We start from the raw sequence: 20,032 nt of genomic DNA, 5'->3' as shown, positions 1-20,032 counted from the left end.
GGATACATCTCAAAATTGGAACGGCCTGACAGTGTGCCAACACGAGGCGACGATCAGTCTCATGTGGAAATCAAGGGCCGGGGGACCTAAACGCGTCGGTCGTCCATACGTCCGCACGGCACCTCCCCGCCGGTCGATCACACGCCTCCCGCGCTCCCTGTCGATCGAGCACACACCTCCCGCGCTCCCCGGCGGTCGCTCGGTACGGGCGCTTCGGAAGGGCCTTTTATCCCGACCGACGAACGGGAACCATGTTTAGACGGTTCCGGTCGGAGGTGGAGTCGGCGCTGACGGCGGCGCTGTCGAGCCTCGAATTCCCGACCGACGACCTCGGTATCGAAGAACCACCCGACGACATGGACGCGACGCTCGCTTCGAGCGTCGCCTTCCGGCTCGCCGGCGAGGCCGGGGCCGCCCCGCCCGTCGTCGCGGCGGACGTCGCCGAGGCGGTCGAATCGGCGATGAACGACGGAACATACGACTACCTCGACGCCGTCGACGTCGCCGGCCCGTACGTCAACTTCCACGCCGGCGACCGCTACCTCGCCGATACCCTCGCGGCCGCCGCGGGCGACGTGGCGTACGGGACCTTACCCGACCGCGACACGAGCGTCGTCGTCGAACACACCAGCGCGAACCCGACGGGCCCGGTCCACGTCGGCCGCGCCCGCAACCCGATCGTCGGGGACGCGGTCGCGACCCTCCTCTCGTATGCGGGCTACGACGTCGACCGTCACTACTACGTGAACGACGCCGGCCGGCAGATGGCCGTCTTCACGTGGGCCTACGAGACGTTCGACGAGTCGGATCTGGACGAGGAGCCAGCCCGCGACCGGATCGAGTACGACCTCGTCCGCTACTACCGGAAGGGGAACGCCTACCTGGAGGACGCCGATCCCGAGGCGGTCGAGGCCGCGGAGGCCGAGATCTCGGCCATCCTGCAGGGCCTCGAGGCGGGCGATGAGGAGACGTTCGAGCGGGTCGGGGAGGTGGTCGATGGAGTGCTCGGCGGGATGAAGGGCTGTCTCGCCCGGCTGCCCGCGGCGTTCGACGAGTTCGTGAAGGAGACGCGGTTCATGCGTGACGGGTCGACGACCGAGGTCGCGGATCGCCTCCGGGCCTCCGAACAGGCCGTCTATGAGGAGGACGCCTGGCAGCTCGAACTCGACGATTGGGGGATCGAAAAGAACCTCGTCTTCTTACGCTCGGACGAGACGAGCCTCTATACGACGCGGGATCTGGCCCACCACGAGTGGAAGTTCGCGAACTACGACCGCGCGGTGACGGTGCTCGGCGAGGATCACAAGCTGCAGGCCGAACAGCTCGACGCCGCCTTGGAGATCCTCGGCAACGACACCGGCCGGCTCGGCCACGTCATCTACTCGTACGTGAACCTCCCAGAGGGGAAGATGTCCACCCGGCGCGGGACGGGCGTGATGCTCGATGACCTCCTCGATGAGGCGATCGACCGTGCGCGGGAGGCCGTCGAGACCCGGCTCGACGACCGGATCCGTGACGACGACCTGACCGACGAGGACGTCGAGCGGATCGCCCATCAGGTCGGCATCGGCGCGGTCCGCTACGACATCGTCTCGAAGCAGCCGACGAAGGCGATCACCTTCGAGTGGGAGGACGCGCTCGATTTCGAGGGCCAGTCCGCCCCGTACGTCCAGTACGTACACGCGCGCTGTTGTGGAATCATCGACGAGGCCGAGGCCGCGGGCGTGACGGTCCCGGAGGGCGGCGAGGGCGGTGAGGGCGGTGAGGGCCGCGAGGACGACGCCGTCGATGCGACCGTCCTCGAAACCGACGCCGCGCGTGACCTCCTCCGTGAGGTCGCCCGGTTCCCGGCCGTGATCGAGGCGGCCGCCGCGGATCTGGAACCCCACACGGTCGCCACGTTCACGCGCGAGTTCGCGGAGGCGTACAACCGCTTTTATCGCGAGTGTCCGGTGCTCACCGCCGAGCGCGACGACCTTCGCGACGCCCGGCTCGCGCTCGTCGTCGCCGCCCGCAACACGATGGCGAACGCCCTCGACGTGCTCGGCGTCGAGGCCCCGGAGTCGATGTAGTCCGAGGCGATCGATGCCGGGTGCGCCGCCGGCGATTCACGCGAGGCCGAGTCCACCGAGGGTGAGCCGGATGCCGATCACCGTCAGCAGTCCGAGCACCAGCCCGCGACGGAGCCGGTCGCTCAATCGGGGTCGGAGCCGGGCACCGAGTGCGACGCCGGCGGCTGCAGGGACGGCGGCGGCGACCGACAGCGCGACCGTCGTCGCGTCCGGATAGAGCCCGATCGTGCCGGCGACGGCGACGCGGACCCCGTTGATCCCGAGGAAGACGAGCGCCACCACGCCGACGAACAGTTCGTGAGAAAGGTTCCGGCTGCGAAGGTACGCGACCAGTTGGACGCCGACGTTGGTCGCCCCGAAGAGGACCCCCGAGACGCCACCGATCGCGGCCATCCACGTCGGACGCTCGATCCGTCCGTTCGCGGAGTCGGACGTGAGGGTTGGGACGGGCACGATCCGCTGACTGACGGCGACGAACGCCAGCGTCACGGCGCCGAGCCCCACCCGAAGCGGTGACTCGGGGAGGAAATCGAGGAGTATCATCCCGAGGACGGTGCCGACGGTCGCAGCGACGAGCAACGGCCCGAAGCGTCGGCCACACGACCGGACCTGGTCGCCGTCGAGTTCACGGACGAGCGAGACGTTGACCGCGAGGATCGGAACGATCATGAACGCGACGGCGACCGCGGGATCGACGACCGTCGCCAGCGCCATCGTGCCGACGACCGCGAAACCGAAGCCCGCGACCCCGTTGACCGCCCCGGCGAGGGTGACGACGAGCGCGACCGCGAGCAGAAACGAGGGCGTGATCGGAAACGACACGTCACCGTCGACGCTCGGCGATTACTTAAAAACGGCCCGCTCGTGTACCGTGGCTACCCGATCGACGTCGATCGACCGACATCCGCCGACAGAACACTAACCGACCGATCACCGTGGCCCCCACACGAAGTCGTCCGCCGCGTCGGGGTCTTCAGTATCGGTGTCGACAGGTGGCGAACGGTCCTCGTCGCCCTCGAATCGATCCGCAGCTCCCTCCGCTTCGGTATTGCGGTCGTCCGGCTGCACGGCTACCGGCGACGGATCTGCGTCGTCGGACGCCGAAGACACGTCCCCGAGCAGCCCGTCCGCCATCCGCGCGGTCGCATAGGCGACGCCGTTTACGAGGTGGAAGACGAAGAGGAGAAGCACCAGTCCCACGGGCAAGAGCGCGAGCGCCTCCGTCTGGGTGGCGACCTCCCAGACGACGGGCTCGCCGTTGACCTCGCCGAACTCGACGGTCGTCGGATAGCGCAGCGGCGCGAGGATGAACTGGACCGCGTTGACGAGCGCGAGCGCGAGCAGGAACCCCACGACCCCGACCATGAACTTCAGAAAGACGAACCCGAACCCCCGCCACGTCGACGGCGCGTCGACGTAACTGCGGACGGTAGCCCAGATCCCATCGGCGGCCGGGCGATCCGCCGGTGGCGAGATATTCGTCCCCAACAACGTGTTCGCCAGCCAGCGTTCGAACCGGGCGATCACCCGCGTGCCGCCGACGGTCAGTGCCAGGATGACGAACCCGATCCCGATGATCGTGGTGAAGAGGCCGACGAGAAACCCGAACGAGAGCAACCACCCGTATAGAAACCCGAGCGGAAACGCCAACAGGAGATACAGCAGGTTCGCGTAGGTCCGCTTCCGTGCGACGACACCGACGATCCGACGAGGCAGCGACGCGACACCGGTGGAGGGGGATCCGGTTTCGACCATGGTGTCAGCGCGCAGGGGAGACACTTAAATTATCGACCCGGCGCGGGGTCTTCGAGATAGACCCGACGCGCCCCGTGAACGCCGATCCACCGCCCGTCCGTGACGGTTTATCCGGTGTACCGATCCGACCGTCTCGTGTCGAGTCACGGGGCGCTCATGGCTCACATATCGGTGAAAACGCCATACTGAAGGGTGTTAACCTGACTTACCAACCGGCTTATGCGTACCCCCTTCGTTTTGATTGACATGAGTACGACGCAGCCGGGCACCGCGACGATGGAACCGGGACGGCTCTCGGAGAAACAGCGACGCATCCTCGCGTACCTTCGCGAACACGCGGACGACCGGACCTACTTTAAATCGCGGCTGATCGCCGACGACCTCGGGCTCTCGGCGAAGGAGGTCGGCGCGAACATGGGTGCCGTCGCCGACGCCGCGACGGAACTCGAGGTCGAAAAGTGGGGCTACTCCTCGGGCACGACGTGGATGGTCACGGGCTGACACGTCCCGCTCAAAAGCGGTCAGGGTCGTACCGAACGAGCGATGCGGCCTCGTCGGCCAGCGCGACCGCGTCGCCGTCGAACGACTCCGCATACCGCACGAGCAGCGTCAACAGCCGCTCCGGTTCCGTAAGCGTGTAGCCGTCCGACCGGTCGAGAAGCCCCGAGTCGGCCAACTCGCCGGCAGCGGCGCTTATCGCCGGACGTGAGACGCCCACCGTGTCCGCCAGCGTCGCGCCGGTCGCGTCCGGATCGCGGAGCAGCGTAATGATGATCCCCCGCGGGGTTCGGCGTCGGAGGTAGCCGAGCGCGCGTTTATCGGGCCGGTCGAACCGGTCGGCCGCGAAGTATCGACGATAGTCGGCGTCCTTTACCGACTCCACCTCGCCGTCGTCGACGAGCCGTCGAAGGTGGTGTTGTGTCTCGCCGGTGCCAAGCGAGAGGTCATCACGAAGCTTCGAGAAGTGGGCGCCGGGCGTCATCGCGACGTATCCGCGGATCGCCTCCCGCGTCTCGTTGTCGTCGCGGCCCGATCGGTCCTCGTCGCCGGCGGCGGTTCCGACGAACGGCGCGGCGGCTCCGACGGCGGCGAACCGCCGCAACGTCTCGCGCTTCCGTTCGTCGACGCCCCCAGTCACGAGGAAAGAGAACCGGTGTATCGACAAAAACGCTTCGGCGGATCGGCCGCCGGTGTGTCCTACGTCTCGCGCTCGACTTCCTGAACCGCTTCCGCTTCTTCTTCGTCCATCTCCTGGATGACTTCGTCGGCGGATTTGATGTTCGCGCCGGCGTCACCCGTTTTGACCGCCTCCGCCTCCTTTTCGAGCTCCTCGACGTCCATCTCGGCCGCCTCGTCGATCTGCCCGATGATCTCGTCGATGTTGTCGAGCCCGAGCATCTTGCGGGTGTCATCGTCGAACTCCTGTCCCTCAAGCCCTTCCATGCCCTGCACGTCGGATCCGGAGAGGGACTTGCCGTAGCGGCCGACGAGGCTCGTAAGCTCCTGCGGGAGGACGAACGTCGTCGACTCGCCCTGCCCGATCGATTCGAGCGTCTCCATCCCGCGCTCGATGATCGCCCGTTCACCCATCGATTCCGCGGAACGAGCCCGGAGGACGGTGGAGATCGCATCACCCTGCGCCTCCAGGATCTGGCTCTGTTTTTCACCCTGCGCGCGGATGATGTTCGACTGCTTGTCACCCTCCGCCTGCTCGACGGCGGAGCGGCGTTCACCCTGCGCTTCGAGGATCATCGCCCGGCGACGCCGCTCGGCGGAGGTCTGCTGTTCCATCGCCTGCTGGACGTCCTTCGAGGGGTTCACCTCGCGGACCTCGACGCTCTCGACGCGGATCCCCCACTCGTCGGTCGGCTCGTCGAGCTCCTCGCGGATCTTCGCGTTGATCTCCTGCCGCTTGTTCAGCGTGTCGTCGAGCTCCATGTCGCCAAGGACCGCCCGGAGCGTCGTCTGTGCGAGGTTCGAGACCGCTTTCTTGTAGTCGTCGACCTCCAGAAACGCCTTCTTGGCGTCCATCACCTTGATATAAACGACCGCATCGGCCGTCACCGGCGAGTTGTCCCGGGTGATCGCCTCCTGTCTGGGCACGTCAAGCGTCTGGGTGCGCATATCGAACGCGTAGGTACGTGAGACGAACGGCGGGATGACGCTGATCCCCGGTTCGAGCAGTTTCCGATACTCGCCGAAGACCGTGAGCGCCTTCTTCTCGTAGGCGTCCACGATCTCGAAGGACTGCCAAAGCGTGATGACCACCAGCATGAGGAACAACAGGCCGACGCTCAACAGCCCGAAGCCGAACTGGAGGGGTACAGGATCCATACAGTGCGGTAGGGTCAACGGAGCCTTAACACTTGGGCGTCGGCAGCGACAGTCGGAGGGCTCGATCAGGGATCGACGTACGCTTCGACCAGCTTCCGTTCGGCCGCCCGGAGGTGCTGGTGGAACGTCTGTCTCGTGATGCCCATCGTCTCCGCGATCTCCGAACCGTCGACCGGCCGGGGCCACTCGAAGTAGCCGTTCAGCTCCGCGGTCTTCAACGCGACACGCTGTCGCTCGGTGAGACGCTCGTCGACCGCGGACGCGAACTCGGTGAGGCTGCGATCACGGCTCTCCCGGTCGCTTCGTGACCGGAGCTCGACGCCGTCGTACGCCGCACGGAGGACGTCGAGGAGGGATCTGACCTCCCGCTCGGGAGGAGCCTCGATCGTCAGGTCCGTCCCGTTCGCCGTCGCGCTCGCTTCGACGATGACGCCCCCGTGCTTCGAGAGCGCGGTGAAGGGGGGCGATTTGGTCGTCGTGATCGCGAACGTCTGCCCCTCTTCGCCCTCGGAGACGAAACGAAGCGAACACACGAACGGCAGCGATTCGAGCGCCGATCGGTCCCCGATCTCCCCCGGCGTTCTGAGATACAGCTCACAGCCGTCGCGGTCGAGCCGGGTCGTACCGAGGTGCTCGATCCGGCCGCCGACCCGGTCGGCGATCTGACAGAGGCTGCAGCTCCGGTCGGTGATCCGGACGCGGAGTTCGACCACGCGGTCGGTGGTGAGGATCCGCGTCGTCTCCACGGAGTGGAGCCCGTTGGCGATCATCTTGCCGACGGACTCACAGACCTTCCGCTCGCGACGGTCCAGCGCGTTCCCCTCGCCGCTGTACACCCCGAGCACCCCGTAGCGTCGTTCGCCGTAGGTGAGCGGGACGACGACCAGCCGCGGTGCGCCGACATCGCCGGGCGAGAGCGGCCCCTCCGGACAGCTGCCGGCCGAACAGCCCTGAAGCTGATCACGCTCGACGGCCTGCTGGACGGCCTCCGGCGTCTCCGACAGCGGATACGTCGCCGGAGGATCGATCGGAATACCGCTTGCGGCCGTCAGCTCCAGCTCGCCCGTGGTGGGGGAGACCGATCCGATCCACCCACCCATATAGCCCGGTTCGTCGGCGATCTCCGCACAGACGCCTTCGGATATCGATCCGGGGTCCGTCTCCTCGACGAGGATCCGACTGACCGCGCTCAACAACCCGTTGACTCGCCCGAGGACCCGATCGAGCGCCTGACGTTCCGTCGCGAGTTTCTCAGCCCGTTCCGCTGCCAGCCGTTCCGCGGTCTTCCGGTCGGTGACGTCGTTCTGGAAGCCGACGTAGTGAGCGATCTCGCCCGCCTCGTCGTAGATCGGTGCGATCGTAAGCTCGTTCCAGAACGGGGTTCCGTCCCGCTTGTAGTTCCGTATCTCGACGGTGATCAGCTCCTCGTTCGCGATCGCCTGAGCGATCTCGGCGGTCGTCTCCGGATCCGTCTCCGGGCCCTGAAGGAACCGTGGATTTCGACCGAGCGCCTCCTCGGCGGGGTAGCCGGTCCGGTCCTCCCAGGCGTCGTTGACGTAGACGAGCGGGTAATCGGGGAGTTCGGGGTCGCTCAGACTCATGCCGATCGGAGCCTCATCGATCGCCCGCGCGATCGCTTCAATCCCCGGCTCGTATCCCGAGACGTCCTGTTGGACCTCCGTCGTCGTGTCGGCCCCGATCGTCGTGACATCGGTGACGAGCCGATCGATAGACGCGTTCCCGTTTCGTTGGAGGAACCGGTCGACGCCGCTCTCGAAGGCCGCCTCGGAGACGGCGTCGTCATCGGTCCTGGTGAACATCACCACCGGGAGGTCGACGCTCGATTCCCGAACCGCCTCCGCCAGTTGCACCCCGTCGTCCCCCGGGAGGTCGTACTCGCTGATGAGGCAGTCGAAGGAGCCGGCGGCGAGCCGTGCCATGGCGACCGTCGCGTGATGAACGACGGTGACGTCGCAGTCGGCCGCTTCGAGGGCGTCGACGAGCCGATCAGCGCCCTCTTCGGGATGGACGAGGAGCGTCCGAAGCCGGGACATACGGCGATATTTGTACCCGGAGAGATTAAGCCTTGGCCGCCACGAGCGGGCGGAACGAACTCACTCGATCGACGCCCTGAGCGTCGCGATCCGGTCCGATTCGTCGATGCTGGACCGGACCACCACCGCGAACACCCGGTCCCCGTCCGGGACGGGCGCGTCGCCGCTCAACAGCGCATCCGAACCGGCCTCCGAGGCAAGCCACCGTCGGCCGTCGGCTATCGCCTCCCGGTTGAGCCACGCCGGCGGTCCACCGACGACGAGGAGCGTTCGATCCGCACGACCCTCCGGTACCTCTGTCGTTCCCTTGCCCCGGGCAGCCTTGCGGATGACCGTCTCGATCGCCGAGACGGCCGTGCTCGCATCGACCGACTCCGATCGTGATCCACCGAGGAATCCCAGCCCGAACCGCGAGCCGCCACCGGTCTCTACGGGCTGGTCGGCGTAGCCGATCGCGGCGATCTGTCCCTCGCTCCCGACGATGCGTGCCACGTCGCTCGCATCAAGTACCTGTTGCGGCGTCGATACCCCGTCGGGCGTCTCGCCGGCGCCGAACAGCGCGGCGAACCGCGTCACGACGACGTCGTTCAGCCGCGACGCCGCCTCGGGGATCGTCTCCTGGCGTCGGAGCCACGCCTCGTTGTCGAACGGAAAGACCGCATCGACGCGCGATTCGAGCGCCGAGAGCGTTCGTGCCGCGTTGCGCATCGCAAGCGGTCGTCGCGGCGGGCGTTCCTCCCGTCGCCCCGGACCGACCGATCGCGGTTCCGTCTCGCGGGTCGCCGGCAGCACGGCGACCGCATAGACCGCGGCGTCGTGCAGTCTCGCGAGTTCATCGACGAGTGCTGGGGCGACGCCCCCGCCGGCCGCGCCGCCGAGGCCGACGACGAGGACGAACGCCTCCACCCGGGAGGGTCGCTGGGCGTCGATGGCCCGGCTCAACTCGCCCGCGTGTGCCTCGCCGAGCCGCCGACCGGCGTGGAGGTCGCCGTCGAGGCCATCGCCGCCGGCCGCGTCGCCGAAGCGATACCGCCGTTCCGTATCGAGGTGATCGAGGGCGTCCAAGGTCGCCTGATGGGTGTCGAAGGCGTTGATCCCACTCAAGAATGGATCGTCGTCGTGCTCGGCCGCGAACCGATCTGCGATCCGACAGCCGGCCCCGCCGAGTCCGATGACGTGAACGCGCATACGGGTCGCTCTCGGCGGACGTGATTTAGCTCTTCGGTGACTGGGCGTGTCCGCGGACCCGCCGGAAAAACCGACCCGCCTCAGGCGACGTCCTCGTAGACCGCGAGGGTGTCCTCGGCGACCGCCGACCAGTTGCGCCGCTCGTAGGTCGGTGGCTTCTCGCGGTCGAGCGCCTCGTCGAGCCCGTTCACGATCGATTCCGAGTCGGGGATCACCTCGACGAGACAGCCCTCCGGAAGGATCTCCGCGGCCCCGCAAGGCGTCGAGACGACCTGCGTGCCCGCCTCCAGCGCCTCGGTGATCGTGATCCCGAACGGCTCCGCGAGCGACGGCGAGACGAACGCGTCGGAGGCGCCGTAGTAATCGCCGAGCCCCTCCTCGGGAATGTAGCCGACGAACTCGACATCGTCTTCCACGTCGGTGAGCTCGACGAACCGCTTCAGCTGCTCGGTCTGGTGGCCCGAGCCGCCGACGACGAGCGTCACGTCCTCGCGTCGGAGCTTCCGCATCGCATACAGCAGGTGCGAGATCCCCTTCTGGTCCGTGTGTCTGCCGACGAAAAAGAGCATCTCGCCGTCGATCCCGTGCTCCGCGCGGACGTCCTTGCCCGTGAACTGTGGCGTGGAGAACCCGTTATAAACGACGCGGGAGTCGGCTCCGTACAGTTCTTGGATATCCCCACGGGTGATCTGGCTGACCGCGATGTTGCAGTCGGCGGCGTTCGCGAGCCGGCGCTCCGTCTCGACCTCGCGCTGTGGCGGGTCGATGTTGCGGTCGCTCGCGAGCGAGTGGAACGACGAGACCCAGGTGGCGTCGCTCGCGCGGGCGGCGTTTCGTCCGGGCGTATACCCGAACCAGTCGTGGGTGTGGACGATGTCGTAGTCGGGAGCGAGTTCGGCGAAGCGATCGCTCAGTCGATTGACTCGTGTGGCGATGTCGCCCTCGCCGGTCTCGACGCCCTCGACGCCCGGCTCGTCCGGTGGGGCGAGCTCGGCCGGCAGGATCAGTTTCGCGTCGACGTCGAGGTCGTCCCGGAGCCCGGAGAACAGCTCCCCGACGTGAACGTCCAGCCCGCCGGTGACGTTCGGCGGATACCCCCATCCCAACATGAGTACGCTCGGCGGCATGGCCCTTCGTTGTATGACCCATCACTTAGGTGTGCCCTTCGGGTCAACCCCTGACGGTGCGCGACGGATCCCGATCGGTACACGCCGTGCGCCCCGATCGTTACACGCCGCGTGCGCCCTGATCGTTACACGCCGCGTGCGCCCCGTTCCAGCGCGAGATGGACGAGAACGCCGAGGACGAATGCCAGCCCGAGGTTCGTGATCAGCGACAGGAGCCCGACGCCCACCGAGAGCCACAGGTTCGACGAGTTGCGGACGTGTGAGGCGAGCGAGACCGAAACGATCGCGAGCAACACCCCAAGCATCGCCAGCGGAAACGCCCCCAGCAACGCCGTCGTCGCGAAGAACGCCGCGGCGAGATAGGCGCCGCCGATCACGACGTTCGCGCCGCCGGTTCGTGCCCCGAACTCGTACTTCCCCGCGACGCCATCACAGCCGTGACACATCGGGATCCCGCCCGCCGGGATGGCGAACAGGTTGGTCACGCCCATGCTCGTCGACAGCTCATCGGGGGAGACGTTCCGTTTGAACAGATCGGCGAACAGCAGCGAGGTCGCCAGCGCGGCGTTGCCGATCGTCATCGCCAACTGGGCGGCCACGCCACCGGCCATCCCCCGCGTGAACGCATCGCCTATCGGCGGGGTTGGCGGCAGCCCGGGCCACTGTGGCGTCGGGAGGCCCGCGGTCGCCACGGCGATCACGCCGCCGACGGCGAGGACGACGATCGCGCTCGCAGCTTTATATCCGAGGAGGATGACGCCGAGGGCGACCCCGACGCCGAGGCCGGCGAGAAACACGTCCGCTTGCGCGAGTTGGAGCCCCGTCTCGAAGAGCAACAACCCGACCGCGAGTTGGACGCCGCGGATGACCGGCTCCCCGATCCACCGTTCGACGGTCGCGAGCGTCCCGGTGAGGCCGATCGTGAGGAGGACGCCGGCGAGTATCAGCCCCGCAAGCGCCAGTTCGGCGTACGTCAGGACGCCGGCGATGGCGAGCGCCGCCAGCGCCTTCATCGGCTCCACCGAGATAGGCAACCCGTATTTAATCCCCCAGACGATCTGAAAGACCCCGAAGGCGAAAAGCACGTGCGGCAGCGAGATGTCGGTGAGCAGCGCCAACGCGATGATAAGCGGGAGGACCGTAATCGAATCACCTATCGCACCCGTGATCTCCCCCGCGCCGAATCGAAGGCGACCGTCATCACGAAGATCGCCAAAAATCCCCATCTACAGCCGATATCGTATCGATACGCTTGAGACTATCGTGAAACGACATCTGAGAACACGATCGGATAACGTAATTAATTCTGGCTACCCTTTATAAAATATCTTCTTGGGACACGGTCCACGAATAAATGAAACCCCGGCGCGGGATAAGACCGGTCAGTTAGCCGAGATCCGGTTTTTGGTCCCGTCAGTCGGCCGGGGTGGGGACCTCGACCTCCCGACGGGTCGTCTCGGCGACGTTGATGTCGGCGAACGTCTCCCGACGGGCGTAAAAGAAGTAGACGTACGGGAGTTTCGCCAACACGTCGAGGAACGCGTACGTCATCGCGATTCCGACGACGCTGGCGAAGGCGAGTCCCTCCGGACCCATCAGCCAGACGAAGGGGTACGCCAGCCACAACAGCCCGATGTGGTTTTTAAGCAGCGAGAAGAGCCCACGGCGCATCGGGTCGTCCGGCACCGACCGCGGGAACACCAGATAGAGGTAGGCGAACAGGCCGAGGTGGAAGGCCCCGGAGACGGCGAAGAACGCCCACTTCAACGTCCCGTCGGCGATGACCGCCGCGGCACCGAAGGCGATCATCAGCGCGTCGACGATCATCACGCCGGCGATAGCCCGACGGGACGCGCCCGCGACGTACCCGACGAACCCGACCAGAAGCGGCGTCGTGACGAGCCAGTCGAGGTAGCGGAACCCGACGAACTCGGTCCCGTTGATCGTGACGGTCCCGATCTCAAGTGCCATCGCGACGTAGGAGATCCCGGCGAACGCGGGGATGATCGCGAGCGCGGCGAGCGGGCCGCGATGTTCGGACCCCTCCAAGCTTCGATAGAGCGCGACCGTGATACCGACCCCGAAGACGAAAGCGACTGCGGCTAGCCCGTAAGCGACGGTTATGGCGCCAGTCATGGGTCACCTCCGTCCGTCGTGGCCGGCCCCGGTGTCGCCCCGAGCGCGGAGCCCGGTGCTCCCGTACCCGCCGCCCCATCGGAGACGCTAAACGTGGCGACGTGATCTTGAAGCGCCTCGGCGGTCTCCTGACGGAACTCCCGAAGCGAATCGGAGATCCATTCGGCGGCCTGTTGACCCTCCTGGATCTCGGTCGCCGCGTCGGTCGCGGCGTCCGCCGTCTCGGTACTCAACTCGGTGATCGAATCGACGGAGCCGGCGGTGTCCTGTGTCGTCTCCGCCTGATCGGCGGTGGTTCGTCGGATCTCCGTGAGCGATCGGGTGATCTCGTCGACGGAGTCCGCGATCGTCTCGATGTCCGTCAGCGTGGATTCGACCGTGTCGGTGCCGGTCTGGATCCGCTCCTGTGTGGAACGGATGGAGACCGTCACGCCCTCCGTCTGGTCGGCGATCTCGTCGATCATCGTGCCGATCTCGTTGGCCCGCGCCTGGGTCTCCTCGGCGAGGCTTTTCACCTCGTCGGCGACGACGCTGAAGCCGTTGCCGTTAATGTCGCCCCCCGCCCGGGCGGCCTCGATCGAGGCGTTCAGCGCCAGCATGTTGGTCTGTTCGGCGATCTCGCCGATGATGTCGACGATCTCGGTGATCTCCTCCGTCCCATCCTGAAGGCGTTCGACCCGTTCGACCGCCTCCTCGGCTTCGGCCTCTACCCGCGCCATCTCCTGAAGCGCGGACTGGCTGGATTCGCGGGCGTCGCTGCTGGCCGTAGCGACCTCGTCGCTCTGGGCGGAGAGGTCGTCTACCGTCGCCGCGATCTCCTCGGCGGAGGCGCTGACGGTCTCGACGTCCGCGGCGATCGACTGCAGTTCCTCGTGTTGTTCCTCCGCGCGTGTGCGGATCGTCGAGGCGCTTCCGGCCGCGCCGGCGACCCGTTTTTGAACTTCGTTGCTCATTTCGGCCATCTCACCGGCGTCGCGCTCGATCGTCTGTGCGGCCTCGGTCACTGTCTTGACCGTCGCCTCGAGGTCGTCCATCATCCGGTTGAACGAGTTTCCGACCGCCGCGAGCGCGGCATCGTCGTCGTCGACCACGACGCGCTGGGTGAGGTCTCCCGTCGCCGCACGCTCCATCACCTCGCCGTAGCGCTCGGCGGTGTCCCGGTATCGGTCGGCCATCTCCGTCGCCTCGCTCCGGGCGGTTTCGAGCTCCGCCTGCGTCTCCTCCATCTCTTCGAGTTGGCGCTGTAGCGACGCCCGCATCTCGTCGATCGTTCGTGCGAGTTGTCCGAACTCGTCGGTCCGGGTCGAGGTCACCTCGCGGTCGATCTCACCGCGTGTGATGCGCTCCGTCTGCCCGTTGATCTCGACGACGCTGGCGATCGTCTCGGCGGCGTTTATCGAGCCGAGCGTCAACAACCCGGCCACGGCCGCGACGATGGTCGCGTTCACGTCCCCCGTCACCAACCCGACAGCGACGATGAATCCGCCGGTCGCGATGTAACCGACCCCGAGTTTCAATCCATAGCTGTCCAGCACCGATCTGCGTGCCATACGATCCCTGTGGGATCATCCCTATTAATTGCCAGTACCGAAGTATCTGTTTTGATAATATCGGGTGTTGAACGACGTACTGGTTTATAAACAGCCGTCCTATCGAGTCCGCTCACAGCCCTCAGAAAAAACAGTGCGCGGGACCGGATTTGAACCTCACTCACTCCGCTTCGCTCCGTTCGCTGCTTCAAATCCTCATCGCGCACTGATGGCTCTCACGTTCGTTCGAGCCACACAGTGCGCGGGACCGGATTTGAACCGGCGGACTCCTACGAGACAGCGTCCTAAGCGCTGCGCCGTTTCCTGGCTTGGCTACCCGCGCGCAACATCCCGTTACACGAAGTCACTCAAGAACCTACCGAACGACCGCGAACGGCGATCCGTACCCACGGACCCTTTATATACCGCGACGGGCAACGAACAGGCATGTATCGGGCGAGCGACCGGGTCGAGAACGCGGCGTGGATCGATCGGATCGAGGCCGCCTGCAGGACGCTCGATCTCGACGACGAGGCGTGTGCGACCGCCATCGACCTGTTCCTCTCGGAGGCGCCCGAACTCGAGCGATCGAAGCCCGCGACCGCCGCCGCAAGCCTCTATGCCGCCGCGCTTATCCGCGGCCAAGAGCGCTCACAGGCGGCCGTCGCGGAGGCGATGGACGTCTCGCGACTCGCCGTCCAGAGCGGCTGGAAGCCGATCATGGAGGCCGCGGGGTTCTCGCCGCCGACGTGGTGACCGGGTCTGCGCTTTTATTGTTTCCGTCCCGACAACGACGAGGCCCCGTCCCGCGCCTTTTAACCCCACTCGTGGTCAACGCCCGGTATCGAATGGGACTCACGAAGCGCATCATCCCGTGTATCGACGTCGACCTCGACGACGACGGCGACGCCGCCGTCTACACGGGCGTCAACTTCGAGAACTTGGAGTACACGGGCGACCCGGTCGAGCTGGCGAAGAAGTACAACGAGGCGGGCGCCGACGAGTTCGTCTTCCTCGACATCACCGCCAGCGCCGAGGGCCGCGAGACGATGCTCGACGTCGTGAACGCGGTCGCCGACGAGTGTTTCATCCCGCTCACCGTCGGCGGCGGGATCCGCACCAAAGCCGACATCAAGGAGACGCTCAGGGCGGGCGCCGACAAGGTCTCCATCACGACGGGCGCGCTCGAACGACCCGAACTGATCACGGAGGGCGCGGCCGCCTTCGGCAGCCAGTGTATCGTCATCTCCGTCGACGCGCGCCGACGCTACGACGACGAGGGCGAACACTTCGTGGCCGACGCCGACGGCGAGGAGGTCTGGTTCGAGTGTACCAAAAAGGGCGGTCGCGAGGGAACCGGGATCGACGCGATCGCCTGGGCGAAGGAGGCCGAGTCGCGCGGGGCGGGCGAGCTGTTCGTCAACTCCATCGACATGGACGGCACGAAGGACGGCTACGACATCCCGCTCATGACGGCGATCTGTGAGGCGGTCTCGACGCCCGTCATCGCCTCATCCGGCTGTGGGAGCCCCGAGCACATGTACGAGGTCTTCACCGAGGCGAACGCCGACGCCGGCCTCGCGGCGTCGATCTTCCACTTCGGCGACTACTCGATCGCGGAGACGAAACGGTACCTCGCGGACCGGGGCGTTCCCGTTCGACGCTGATCCCGACGGGTCGGGCCGCTCACGGGACGGGCGGATCGAAACCGTTCCTTCTTAAGCGATGACGGGACAAGGGTCGACTATGCCCACGTCCCCGTTGCCCGCCTTCCCCGTGGAACCACCGGCGCTCATCGCCCGCCAGACGACCACCACGGTCGACGTCGAGGGGGACGCAAAGGGAGACGTGGAGACGAACGGGAACGCTGCACGGATCGAGGTCACCTTTTACGAGGCCGACCTCGCCCCCGACGAACGGACGGCCCGCTGGATAACCGCGAGGAAGGCGGACTGTATCCCGGAAGCTGAGTGGCGCTGAACGGTCACGGACTCGGCCGCAGTCAGGGAAGCCCCTCTATCGCCCGAAGTCGCTTCCGCACGTCGGCGGGCGTCGCGTACGGCCCGCCCTGCACGCGATGATCCGGGACGAGGATCGGGATCGGATTGTCACGCAGCGCGCGGGTCACCGTCTCGAGGTCGTCCGGGTCATCGGGGTCGAGGCCGGCGAGCCGCGTGAGCCGGCTCACGGAGACCTCCTCGCCGTGCCGGATATCCCGCAGGGCCGAGAGCACGTCCCGCCGGTCGGTCGGCACGGTCAAGCCCACGGCGACGTCCGCGAACGTCGTCGGCTCGCCCGCGAGATACGTCTCGAACCGGTCGAGCAGCGAGTGTCGACCCGCCGCGTCCTCGGGAACCGCATCCGGGAACGAGACGGCGATCACCCGCCCGCCGGCCAGACCGACCTCGATCGATCGGTCGAGGTCGGCGTAGGTCCGAGCGAACACCCCCGAGGTTCCCCAACTGGCCATGGTACACGGTCCGCGGGCCCGATCCATAAATGGGTAGGCAGGCGTGGTCGTCGGCTGACCTGCTGTCCCCTCGCCGATCACAACCGGCGACCCTGTCCCGGAAGCCTTATGAACAGATGCGTACATTAGTGTACACTAATGGAGGATGCAGACGAGCTGGCCCCGGCGGTTCGTTCGATACTCGCGTCGGCCCGCGAGCGCGGTGGGGCGCGAGCGAACGGACGTGTCGCAGTCGAGCCGCGCGACGTTCACGCGGCGTTCGAAACGGCGGAGGCGGACGGGTTGGTTCCGGTGATCGCCGAGGTGAAGCCCACGAGCCCGACGACGGAGGGAACCCGCGGGGACGACCCCGTCGAGCTCGCCCGGTCGATGGTCGCCGGCGGGGCGGCCGCGCTGAGCGTGCTCACCGAGCCGGAACACTTCGGCGGCAGCGTCGAGACGCTCGAACGGGTTCGCGAGGCGGTCGACGTGCCCGTGTTACGAAAGGACTTCGTCCTCGACGAGGCTGGGCTCGACGCCGTCGAAAGCGACGTGGTCCTGCTCATCGCGCGGTTCGTCGGCGACGACCTCCCCTCCCTCCTCACGGCCGCACGCGACCGGGGCTTTCAGGTCCTCGTCGAGGTCCATACCCGCGAGGAACTCGCAGCGGCACTCGACGCGGGAGCCGACCTCGTCGGCGTGAACAACCGCGATCTCGCCGAACTCGTCGTCGACCTCGACACGTTCGAGGAGGTCGCGCCCGCGGCACCCGAGGACGTCACGCTCGTCGCCGAAAGCGGCATCTCGACGCCCGCGGACGTCCGGCGGATGCGAGCCGCGGGTGCCGACGCGCTCCTCGTCGGGAGCGCGATCATGGCCGGCGACGTCGAGGCGAACACACGGGAACTAACCACCGCCGAAAGGAGCGTAAACACGACACGGACGGAGACCACGGGTTAAATACACACACCACACCAGATACGCACATGAGCGAAACCGAGACCACGACCGAGACGGGGAATCGACGGGGGCGACCCGGCCGCGAACGGGGCCGAACCGACGGGAAGTTCGGCCGCTATGGCGGCCAGTACGTGCCCGAGGCCCTGATGCCGGCGATCGAGGAGCTGACCGACGCCTACGAGCGCTACGTCCTCGAGAACGAGGACGGCTTCATGGACGAGTTCCGCGAGCGGTTGGCGGACTTCGGCGGCCGGCCCACGCCGCTGCAGCGGGCGGATCGGCTCTCCGAGCGCTATGACCGCGAGGTCTATCTCAAACGCGAGGACCTGCTGCACGGCGGCGCACACAAGCTGAACAACGCGCTCGGACAGGTCCTGCTCGCGAAGTACATGGGCAAAGAGCGGATCATCGCCGAGACGGGGGCGGGCCAACACGGCACCGCGACCGCGATGGCCGCCGCCCACCTCGATATGCCCTGTACGGTCTACATGGGCGAACGCGACATCAACCGGCAGCGGCCGAACGTCTTCCGGATGAAGCTGAACGGCTCGGAGGTGAAACCGGTCACCGCGGGCCGCGGCACGCTCAAGGAGGCGATAAGCGAGACGATGCGCGACTGGGCGGCGACCGTCGGGGACACCCACTACGTGATCGGCAGCGTCGTCGGCCCCCATCCGTTCCCGGTGATGGTGCGGGACTTTCAGGCGGTGATCTCCGAGGAGGCGCGAGAACAGTCGATCGAAGTCACCGGCCGGTTGCCAACGGACGTCATCGCCTGTGCGGGCGGCGGGTCGAACACGATGGGGTCGTTCGCGGCGTTCGTCGACGACGAGTCCGTCGCGCTGCACGCGATCGAGGCGGGCGGATCCACGTTGGAGGTCGACGAGGAGGCGGGGGTCGCGCCAAACTCCGCGTCGCTCTTCGCCGGCGACGAAGGCGTCCTGCACGGGGCGCGCACGAAACTCTTACAGGACTCACACGGCCAGATCATGGAGAGCCACTCCATCTCCTCCGGGCTCGACTACGCGGGCGTCGGCCCCGAACTGGCCTGCCTCGTCGACGAGGGCCGGGTGAACCCGGTCGCGGTCGACGACGACGCGGCCCTCGAAGGGTTCCACCGGCTCTCACGCACGGAGGGGATCATTCCCGCCTTGGAGACCGCCCACGCCTTCGGCTACCTCGAGGAACACGGCGACGAACTCCGCGACCGGGTCATCGTCACCGTCTCCGGTCGTGGCGACAAGGACCTCGATGCGGCCATCGAGGAGACGGACAAACGCGACGTCGCGGGCGCACCCGACATGTCGATGTTCACGGGGGGACTCTGAATGGCTGACGATGGGGCGATCGACGGGAACGCGACCGACGACGGCGCGGCCGGCAACCCAGCCGATACGGCCGTCTCGACCGGCAACTCGGACGCGATCGCCGCGGCGTTCGCGGACGGCCCGGCGTACATTCCGTACCTCGCGGTCGGTGACCCGGATTACGACTCATCGCTCGCGTACGTGGAGGCGCTCGATCGCGGCGGCGCCGACATCATCGAGCTCGGATTGCCGTTCTCCGAGCCCATCGCCGAGGGACCGACGATCCAGGGCGCGGTCGTCCGGGCACTGGAGGGCGGGATGACCCCGGACCGATTCTTCGCGTTCGTCGAGGAGCTCGACGTCGACGCGCCGCTCGTCTGTATGACCTACTACAACCTGATCTACCAGTACGGGGCCAGCGAGGCGCGTAGCGCCTCGGACGCGAGCGGCGACGCCGCGAGCCACGACGGTCCCCGTCCGTTCGTCGAGCGTGCCGCCGCGGTCGGCATCGAGGGGTTCGTCGTGCCCGACCTGCCGGCCGAGGAGGCCGACCCGCTGCGGGAGGCGTGTGACGAGTTCGGGCTCGATCTGGTCTTCATCGTCGCGCCGACGACCGCGGGCGAACGGCTCGAACGGATCATGGAGCACGTCTCGGGATACGTGTACGTGCAGGCGCGGCTCGGGACGACCGGCGCGAAAAGCGATGTCTCGGATCAGACGACCGAGAGCCTCGCGCGGATCCGCGAGTACGACGTCCCGAAGGCGGTCGGATTCGGCATCTCCGCTGGCGAGCACGCCGAACGTATCGTCGCCGCCGGCGCGGACGGGGTCATCGTCGGCTCCGCGCTCGTCGACATCGTCGCGGCGGGCCATGAGGAGGGCCGATCGGTCGAGGAGGTCGCCGACGAGCTGGAGGCGCTCTCGCGGGAGTTGAAAGCTGGCGCGGAACGCGGCCTGTCGGCTCGAGACGCCGGCGACGATGATGACGGCGAGGGGGCGGAGGCGGATCCGGACCCCGCGAGCCCCGGAGACGCCCGCTGAGGGGTCCGTAGGGGCGGTATCGAAGCCGATTCCACGGTTCGAGCGAATCCGTCCCCGAACGAAACCGACTTATCTTCGAT

19 protein-coding genes and 1 tRNA gene are annotated in these 20,032 nt (G+C 67.0%); 8 read left to right on the top strand and 12 right to left on the bottom strand.

Annotated elements, in window-relative coordinates; genetic code table 11:
- Positions 1 to 251: 251 nt before the first annotated feature.
- Positions 252 to 2,072, top strand: a complete 1,821-nt coding sequence (gene argS, locus CHB65_RS07050) for an arginine--tRNA ligase (protein ID WP_089384355.1) — start codon at positions 252 to 254, stop codon at positions 2,070 to 2,072.
- A gap of 36 nt (positions 2,073 to 2,108) precedes the next feature.
- Here the strand turns inward: argS and CHB65_RS07045 are convergent, their stop codons facing one another.
- Complete coding sequence (locus tag CHB65_RS07045; RefSeq protein ID WP_089384354.1) at positions 2,109 to 2,894, bottom strand: sulfite exporter TauE/SafE family protein; 786 nt, start codon at positions 2,892 to 2,894, stop codon at positions 2,109 to 2,111.
- Between the two features lie 108 nt (positions 2,895 to 3,002).
- Entirely contained in the window at positions 3,003 to 3,827 is an 825-nt protein-coding gene (locus CHB65_RS07040; protein WP_089384353.1) for a sensor domain-containing protein, read from the bottom strand.
- Between the two features lie 246 nt (positions 3,828 to 4,073).
- On the opposite strand from CHB65_RS07040, the gene CHB65_RS07035 reads away from it, so the two are divergent.
- Positions 4,074 to 4,328: a DUF7123 family protein gene (locus tag CHB65_RS07035; protein WP_089384352.1), complete on the top strand. Its 255-nt coding sequence runs from the start codon at positions 4,074 to 4,076 to the stop codon at positions 4,326 to 4,328.
- A gap of 10 nt (positions 4,329 to 4,338) precedes the next feature.
- Here CHB65_RS07035 and CHB65_RS07030 read toward each other — a convergent pair whose 3' ends face one another.
- The 9 genes from CHB65_RS07030 to CHB65_RS06990 all read right to left on the bottom strand — a co-directional run bounded on the left by CHB65_RS07030 (position 4,339) and on the right by CHB65_RS06990 (position 14,538).
- Positions 4,339 to 4,965: a winged helix-turn-helix transcriptional regulator gene (locus CHB65_RS07030; RefSeq protein ID WP_089384351.1), complete on the bottom strand. Its 627-nt coding sequence runs from the start codon at positions 4,963 to 4,965 to the stop codon at positions 4,339 to 4,341.
- A 59-nt stretch (positions 4,966 to 5,024) separates the two neighbouring features.
- Complete coding sequence (locus CHB65_RS07025) at positions 5,025 to 6,161, bottom strand: SPFH domain-containing protein (protein WP_089384350.1); 1,137 nt, start codon at positions 6,159 to 6,161, stop codon at positions 5,025 to 5,027.
- 65 nt (positions 6,162 to 6,226) lie between these two features.
- Positions 6,227 to 8,215 (bottom strand): bacterio-opsin activator domain-containing protein, encoded by a 1,989-nt coding sequence (locus CHB65_RS07020; protein WP_089384349.1) that lies wholly within the window; start codon positions 8,213 to 8,215, stop codon positions 6,227 to 6,229.
- A gap of 60 nt (positions 8,216 to 8,275) precedes the next feature.
- Positions 8,276 to 9,403, bottom strand: a complete 1,128-nt coding sequence (locus CHB65_RS07015; RefSeq protein WP_089384348.1) for an FtsZ/tubulin family protein — start codon at positions 9,401 to 9,403, stop codon at positions 8,276 to 8,278.
- An 80-nt stretch (positions 9,404 to 9,483) separates the two neighbouring features.
- Positions 9,484 to 10,512, bottom strand: a complete 1,029-nt coding sequence (locus CHB65_RS07010) for a glycosyltransferase family 4 protein (RefSeq protein ID WP_089384428.1) — start codon at positions 10,510 to 10,512, stop codon at positions 9,484 to 9,486.
- A gap of 143 nt (positions 10,513 to 10,655) precedes the next feature.
- Positions 10,656 to 11,756, bottom strand: a complete 1,101-nt coding sequence (locus CHB65_RS07005; protein WP_089384347.1) for a putative sulfate/molybdate transporter — start codon at positions 11,754 to 11,756, stop codon at positions 10,656 to 10,658.
- A gap of 187 nt (positions 11,757 to 11,943) precedes the next feature.
- Positions 11,944 to 12,666, bottom strand: a complete 723-nt coding sequence (locus CHB65_RS07000; protein WP_089384346.1) for a bacteriorhodopsin — start codon at positions 12,664 to 12,666, stop codon at positions 11,944 to 11,946.
- On the bottom strand, positions 12,663 to 14,216 hold the full coding sequence (locus CHB65_RS06995) for a methyl-accepting chemotaxis protein (RefSeq protein WP_089384345.1): 1,554 nt from the start codon (positions 14,214 to 14,216) through the stop codon (positions 12,663 to 12,665). Before CHB65_RS06995 ends, CHB65_RS07000 begins: the two co-directional genes overlap by 4 nt.
- Positions 14,217 to 14,454: 238 nt before the next feature.
- Positions 14,455 to 14,538: transfer RNA gene (locus tag CHB65_RS06990), tRNA-Leu, on the bottom strand.
- Positions 14,539 to 14,642: 104 nt separating this feature from the next.
- Here CHB65_RS06990 and CHB65_RS06985 point away from each other — a divergent pair.
- The 3 genes from CHB65_RS06985 to CHB65_RS06975 all read left to right on the top strand — a co-directional run bounded on the left by CHB65_RS06985 (position 14,643) and on the right by CHB65_RS06975 (position 16,175).
- Entirely contained in the window at positions 14,643 to 14,951 is a 309-nt protein-coding gene (locus CHB65_RS06985) for a cyclin (protein ID WP_089384344.1), read from the top strand.
- 92 nt (positions 14,952 to 15,043) lie between these two features.
- Entirely contained in the window at positions 15,044 to 15,862 is an 819-nt protein-coding gene (gene hisF, locus CHB65_RS06980) for an imidazole glycerol phosphate synthase subunit HisF (protein ID WP_089384343.1), read from the top strand.
- 79 nt (positions 15,863 to 15,941) lie between these two features.
- Positions 15,942 to 16,175 carry a hypothetical protein gene (locus CHB65_RS06975; protein ID WP_245809921.1) on the top strand — a complete coding sequence of 78 codons (234 nt, stop codon included), beginning with the start codon at positions 15,942 to 15,944 and terminating at the stop codon, positions 16,173 to 16,175.
- A 22-nt stretch (positions 16,176 to 16,197) separates the two neighbouring features.
- On the opposite strand, the gene CHB65_RS06970 is transcribed toward CHB65_RS06975, so the two are convergent.
- The gene (locus tag CHB65_RS06970) at positions 16,198 to 16,665 is read right to left on the bottom strand and encodes an MGMT family protein (RefSeq protein WP_089384342.1); all 468 of its coding nucleotides are present in this window, start codon (positions 16,663 to 16,665) and stop codon (positions 16,198 to 16,200) included.
- Between the two features lie 138 nt (positions 16,666 to 16,803).
- Here CHB65_RS06970 and trpC point away from each other — a divergent pair, with 138 nt between their 5' ends.
- From trpC to trpA, 3 genes are read left to right on the top strand one after another with little or no spacing between them, the layout of a single operon-like run.
- A complete protein-coding gene (gene trpC / locus CHB65_RS06965) occupies positions 16,804 to 17,604 on the top strand; it encodes an indole-3-glycerol phosphate synthase (RefSeq protein WP_089384341.1) in 801 nt (266 codons plus the stop codon).
- A 26-nt stretch (positions 17,605 to 17,630) separates the two neighbouring features.
- Positions 17,631 to 18,932: a tryptophan synthase subunit beta gene (gene trpB / locus CHB65_RS06960; RefSeq protein WP_089384340.1), complete on the top strand. Its 1,302-nt coding sequence runs from the start codon at positions 17,631 to 17,633 to the stop codon at positions 18,930 to 18,932.
- The gene (trpA, locus tag CHB65_RS06955; RefSeq protein WP_089384339.1) at positions 18,933 to 19,952 is read left to right on the top strand and encodes a tryptophan synthase subunit alpha; all 1,020 of its coding nucleotides are present in this window, start codon (positions 18,933 to 18,935) and stop codon (positions 19,950 to 19,952) included.
- Positions 19,953 to 20,032 lie beyond the last annotated feature (80 nt).

It is taken from the genome of Halorubrum vacuolatum, assembly GCF_900188065.1.
GTDB classification, from domain to species: Archaea; Halobacteriota; Halobacteria; order Halobacteriales; family Haloferacaceae; genus Halorubrum; species Halorubrum vacuolatum.
This window is presented reverse-complemented; position numbering and strand designations above follow the sequence as displayed.